The 5,619-nt window shown below is 72.1% G+C and carries 4 protein-coding genes and 1 pseudogene; 2 read left to right on the top strand and 3 right to left on the bottom strand.

What is annotated here, in order from left to right; translation table 11 throughout:
- Together PROKR_RS36470 and PROKR_RS27695 are read right to left on the bottom strand one after the other, a co-directional pair.
- Positions 1–758 (bottom strand): annotated as a pseudogene (locus PROKR_RS36470) (hypothetical protein); the annotation flags it as partial.
- Positions 740–1,570, bottom strand: coding sequence for an ABC transporter ATP-binding protein (locus PROKR_RS27695; protein ID WP_036970311.1), 831 nt, complete (start codon positions 1,568–1,570; stop codon positions 740–742). The gene PROKR_RS27695 and the pseudogene PROKR_RS36470, both read right to left, overlap by 19 nt.
- Positions 1,571–1,779: 209 nt before the next feature.
- Here PROKR_RS27695 and PROKR_RS27700 point away from each other — a divergent pair, with 209 nt between their 5' ends.
- Complete coding sequence (locus PROKR_RS27700; protein WP_036970314.1) at positions 1,780–3,279, top strand: DNA recombination protein RmuC; 1,500 nt, start codon at positions 1,780–1,782, stop codon at positions 3,277–3,279.
- A gap of 174 nt (positions 3,280–3,453) precedes the next feature.
- Here PROKR_RS27700 and PROKR_RS27705 read toward each other — a convergent pair whose 3' ends face one another.
- Entirely contained in the window at positions 3,454–4,491 is a 1,038-nt protein-coding gene (locus PROKR_RS27705) for a 4-hydroxy-3-methylbut-2-enyl diphosphate reductase (RefSeq protein WP_036970316.1), read from the bottom strand.
- Positions 4,492–4,554: 63 nt separating this feature from the next.
- Here PROKR_RS27705 and xseA point away from each other — a divergent pair.
- Positions 4,555–5,619: exodeoxyribonuclease VII large subunit (gene xseA / locus PROKR_RS27710; RefSeq protein WP_036970318.1), on the top strand; the 1,065-nt coding region annotated here is incomplete at its 3' end.

Raw genomic sequence — 5,619 nt, forward strand, 5'->3', positions numbered from 1 at the left:
GCCACGGCGAGCCGGCCGACCAGGCCGGCCCAGTCGCCGTCGTGCGCGGTGCTCGCGAGCGCCCAGGCCGCGCCGAACGGCGTCCAGCCCACGAGGCCGGCGGCCTGCTCGAAGACGGGCAGGAGCTGCATGCCGGTGCTGCTGTCGGGGTTGGCCTCGATCGAGACCTCGACCCCGTTGGCGAGCCAGCCGGTCGCCGGGCCGATCATCACGACCAGCACGAGCGCCACGAGCGTGACGACCTCGCGGTAGCGCCGGGACTCCAGCACGGGCGCGAGCAGCGTGGTGATCGCCCGGGACCCGACGACGCAGGTGGCGACGCCGAGCGCCGCGCCGAGGAGCGCCACCAGCAGCGTGCCGGGCTCCAGCACCCAGGCGAAGGAGGTGCCTAGGGCGGTCAGGACGGTCGCGATGCCGGGCACCGAGACCAGGCCGGCCACGGCGAGCCCGGCCACGAGGGTGCGGCGGGGGATGGCGTAGGTCGAGAACCGGTGCGGGTCCAGGGTGGCGTCCACGCCGAACGCGAAGATGGGGATGAGCCACCACCCGAGGACGGTGAGGGCACCGCCGAGCGTGATCGCGAGGCCGGCCCAGGCCGGGTCCTCGAAGACGCCGAGCCCCACCACTGCGACGACCACCAGGCCGACGATGCTGAGGGCGTACACCGCGGCGACGATCATGCCGATCGTCTGCCACACGCTCTTGCGGAACGTGTTGCCCATCAGCGTCAGCTTGAGGGTCAGGAACCGCGCAACCATGAGAGCCCTTCCGCGTGCTGGCGGCCGCCGACGAGGTCGACGAACCGGTCCTCGAGGCTCTGCTCGCCGCGCACCTCGTCGACCGTGCCCGCGGCCAGCACCTGGCCGCCCGCGAGGACCGCGACGTGGTCGCACATGCGCTGCACCAGGTCCATCACGTGGCTGGAGACGATCACCGTGCCGCCGCCCGCCACGTAGTCCTTGAGGATGTCGCGGATGTTGGCGGCGCTGACCGGGTCGACGGCCTCGAACGGCTCGTCGAGGACCAGCGTGCGGGGCGCGTGGATCATGGCGCTGCCCAGCGCGATCTTCTTGGTCATGCCCGCGGAGTAGTCGACGACGAACGTGTCGGCGTCGGCACTCAGGTCCAGGGCCTGCAGCAGGTCGCCGGTGCGCTCGACGACCGTGTCCTTGTCCATCCCGCGCAACATCCCCGCGTACGTGAGGAGCTGGCGCCCGGTCAGGCGGTCGAACAGGCGCACGCCGTCGGGCAGCACGCCGAGGGTGGCCTTGGCCTCGTCCGGGCGCGCCCAGAGGTCCACGCCGTGGACCCAGGCCGCGCCGAAGTCGGGCCGCAGCAGGCCGGTGGCCATCGACAGCATGGTGGTCTTGCCCGCGCCGTTGGGGCCGACCAGGCCGTAGAACGAGCCGGCGGGCACGTCCAGGCTGACGCCGGAGACGGCGATCTTCTGCCCGAACCGCTTCCACAGGCCGCGCACGCTGAGCGCCGCCGAGGGGTCGTACGGGGGCGGCTCCGGGGCGCCCTGCGGGCCCGCACTCCCCGGCGGGCTGGAGTCGACTGGGGTCGTCATGGCACCCAACCTAACCGGCGCCTGTGACGGACCGGATCCGACGCGAGGATGAGTGCGGGTGATAGCCGGTCCGTCTCGGGGCGGACGGCGCCTCGGAGGGCACCACCAGGGACGACGTCGGACCGCCCGCCGCCGCATACGGGGACGATTGGGAACGCGCGGGGTGTCGGCGTACGGGAGTGTCGGTGACTCGTGGCAGCCTGTCGCACATGGACATCGCCGCAACGATTCTGCTGGCCCTCGGCGCCCTCGTCGTGGGCGCGCTGCTGGGGTGGCTCGGGCACGCCCAGCGCAGCACGTCCGCCGTGCGCGAGGCGGACCTCGAGGTCGTCCGGCTGCGCGCCCAGGTCGAGGCTGCGGAGCGTCAGGTCGAGGCCGCACGGGACCGCGCGGCCGAGCAGATCGCCGACGCCCGGGAGCGCGCCGCGGAGCAGATCGCGGCCGCCCGCACCGAGCAGGAGCACGCGCGGCGGCAGTTCCAGGCGCTCGCCGGCGACGCGCTGGACGCCAACAGCAAGCGGTTCCTGGAGCTCGCGGAGGAGCGGCTGAAGCGGTCGGCGTCGGCCGGCGAGCAGGCGCTGGCCCAGCGCGAGCAGGCCGTGAAGTCGCTGGTGGACCCGCTGACCAAGGCGGTCGAGCTGGTGCGCGGCGAGGTGCTGCAGGCGGAGAAGGCCCGGATCGAGGGGCAGGGCGCGCTGGTCGAGCAGATGCGCAACGTGGCCGAGGTCTCGGCCGAGCTGCGCAACGGCACGGCCGACCTGGTCACGGCGCTGCGCTCGTCGCAGACCCGCGGCGCCTGGGGCGAGCTGCAGCTCCGCAAGGTGGTGGAGTCCGCGGGCATGATCAACCGCGTCGACTTCACCGAGCAGGCGCAGGTCACCACGGAGGACGGCACGCTCCGCCCGGACATGGTCATCAATCTCGCCGGCGGCAAGCGCGTCGTCGTGGACGCCAAGGTCGCGTTCCTCGGCTTCCTGGAGGCCCAGCAGTCCGACGACGCCGCGTACCGCGAGCAGCGCCTCGACGCGCACGTGCGGCACATGCGCAAGCACGTGGACGACCTGGCGGGCAAGAAGTACTGGAACCAGTTCGAGCCCGCACCCGAGTTCGTGGTGATGTTCGTGCCCGCGGAGGCGTTCCTGTCGGCGTCCCTGGAGCGCGCCCCGGAGCTGCTGGAGTACGCCGCGCAGAAGAACGTCATCATCGCGACGCCCACCACGATGCTCGCCCTGCTGCGGACCGTGGCCTACGCGTGGCGGCAGGAGGCGCTGGCCGAGAACGCGCAGAAGGTGCTCAGCGTGGGCAAGGAGCTGTACGCCCGCCTGGTCACGATGACCGGCCACGTCACCCGGACGGGCCGCGCGCTGGAGTCGGCGACGAAGAGCTACAACCAGATGATCGGTTCGCTGGAGCGCAACGTGCTCACGTCGGCCCGGCGCATGGTCGAGCTCGACGTGGTCGACGAGAAGGACGGCATCGAGGAGATCCGGGGTATCGAGGAGGTGCCGCGGCCCATCACGAAGCCGGAGCTGCTCGCCGCCGAGGAGGGCGGCGTGGTCGCGATCGACCGGGCCCAGGAGCAGGAGGCCGAGGGCATCCTGGTGCAGGCGCTGGAGGTCACCGAGCTGGCGGTCACCGACAAGCGCGCCCTGGAGGCGGTCGAGGACGCGGCGGCCAAGAAAGAGGCAAAGGGCAGCGCGGCGGGCTGACCAGCGCTGCGCGGCCGGGCTGATCCGGCGGGGCTGATCCCGCGGGGCTGATCCCGCGGGGCTGAGAGTGGTCGGTAGAACGTCAGGTGGTCGGCAACCCGGGTTGCCGACCACCTGACGTTCTACCGACCACCCCGACTTGCCGACCACCCGCACACAGCCCGGCATCAGCACTCAGGCCTGCGGGAGCTCCTTGCGGGACTCGCGGCGGGGGCGCTTGGTCTCCTCGCCCGCGGCCTTGAGGCCGGCGCGCAGCTCGCGGGGCAGCGAGAACATGAGGTCCTCGGTCGCCGTCCGCACCTCGTCGACGGTGCCGAACCCGTGGTCGGCGAGGTGCGCGATGACGTCCTGCACCAGGATCTCGGGCACGGAGGCACCGGAGGTCACGCCGACCGTGGTGACGCCGTCCAGCCACTCGTCCTTGATCTCGACCTTGCGGTCCACGCGGTAGGACGCCTTGGCGCCGGCCTGCAGCGCGACCTCGACCAGCCGCACCGAGTTGGACGAGTTGGCGGAGCCGACCACGATGACGAGGTCGCACTCGGGCGCCAGCTTCTTCACCGCGACCTGGCGGTTCTGCGTGGCGTAGCAGATGTCGTCGCTGGGCGGGTCCTGCAGGGACGGGAACTTCTCGCGCAGCCGGCGGACGGTCTCCATGGTCTCGTCGACCGAGAGCGTGGTCTGCGAGATCCAGACGACCTTGTCGGGGTCACGGACCACGACCTGGTCCACCTCGTCGGGCGAGTTGACGATCTGCACGTGCTCGGGCGCCTCGCCGGCGGTGCCCTCGACCTCTTCGTGACCGGTGTGCCCGATCAGCAGGATGTCGTAGTCGTCCTTGGCGAACCGCACGGCCTCCTTGTGCACCTTGGTGACCAGGGGGCAGGTCGCGTCGATCGTGTCGAGGCTGCGCGCCACGGCCGAGGCGCGGACGGCGGGCGACACACCGTGCGCGGAGAACACGAGCCGGCTGCCCTCGGGCACCTCGTCGGTCTCGTTGACGAAGATGGCGCCGCGCTCGCGCAGCGTCTCCACCACGTGCTTGTTGTGGACGATCTCCTTGCGCACGTACACGGGTGCGCCGTAGGTCTCCAGTGCCTTCTCGACGGCGACCACCGCACGGTCCACACCGGCGCAATAACCGCGGGGTGCAGCCAGCAGGACGCGCTTCGTCTGGGTCCGGGCAGGGCGCTCAGGGCTCGTGACACTCACAGGTGCAGTCTAGGGGCGGTGTAAGGAGGGCTTGTGTCGGTGGTGGGTGGCAGGGTTGGACACGTGACGGAACCCACCCAGCAGACCCTCCCGGCCGAGCTGCCCGCCAAGGCGCTCGACACCACCCCCACGAGCCCCTGGCCGGTCCGGGTGCTGTCGGAGAAGATCAAGGGCTACATCGACCGGATGCCGCCGGTCTGGGTCGAGGGGCAGGTGGTGCAGTTCAACATGCGCCCCGGTTCCGGCATGCAGTGGCTGACCCTCCGGGACACCGACGCCGACGCGTCCCTGCCCGTGACGATCTTCTCGCGGGTCCTCGGCACCCTGGCGCAGCCCCCGGCCGAGGGCGACCACGTGGTGGTGCACGCCAAGCCCGTCTTCTGGACCAAGCGCGGCACGCTGCAGATGCAGGCCAACGAGATCAAGGCCGTCGGCGTGGGCGAGCTGCTGGCCCGGATCGAGGCCCTGAAGAAGGTGCTGGCGGCCGAGGGCCTGTTCGACGCCTCCCGCAAGCGGAGCCTCCCGTTCCTTCCCGCCGTGGTCGGGCTGGTCTGCGGGCGCGAGTCCAAGGCGGAGCACGACGTGGTGGTCAACGCCCGGGCCCGCTGGCCCCAGGTCCGGTTCGAGATCCGCGAGGTCGCGGTGCAGGGCGTCAACGCGGTGCGCGAGGTGTCGGCCGCCGTCGCCGAGCTCGACCAGGACCCGCGCGTCGAGGTCATCGTCGTGGCCCGCGGCGGCGGCTCGGTCGAGGACCTGCTGCCGTTCAGCAACGAGTCGCTGGTGCGCGCCGTCGCGCAGACCCGCACTCCCCTGGTCAGCGCGATCGGCCACGAGACGGACGCGCCGCTGCTCGACCTGGTCGCCGACTACCGCGCCTCCACCCCGACCGACGCCGCCAAGCGCATCGTGCCCGACGTCTCCGAGGAGCGGCTCCGCCTCACGCAGGCCCGCTCCCGGATGCGCGGCGCCGTCGCCGCCATGCTCGACCGCGAGCAGCGCGGGCTCGACGGCGTCCGCTCCCGTCCCGTGCTCGCGATGCCGCAGACCATGCTGGAGTCGCGTGAGCGCGACGTCCGGCAGGCGATCCGGCACGGCCGGCACGCGCTGGACGCCCTGCTGCTGCGGGCC

It is taken from the genome of Promicromonospora kroppenstedtii DSM 19349 (assembly GCF_000515355.1).
GTDB lineage: Bacteria > Actinomycetota > Actinomycetes > Actinomycetales > Cellulomonadaceae > Promicromonospora > Promicromonospora kroppenstedtii.

What these genes read in the sequence shown, in the direction of transcription:
- PROKR_RS27695 (WP_036970311.1), bottom strand. Translation starts at nt 1,570, where the DNA reads ATGACGACCCCAGTCGACTCCAGCCCGCCGGGGAGTGCGGGCCCGCAG.
- PROKR_RS27700 (WP_036970314.1), top strand. Translation starts at nt 1,780, where the DNA reads ATGGACATCGCCGCAACGATTCTGCTGGCCCTCGGCGCCCTCGTCGTG.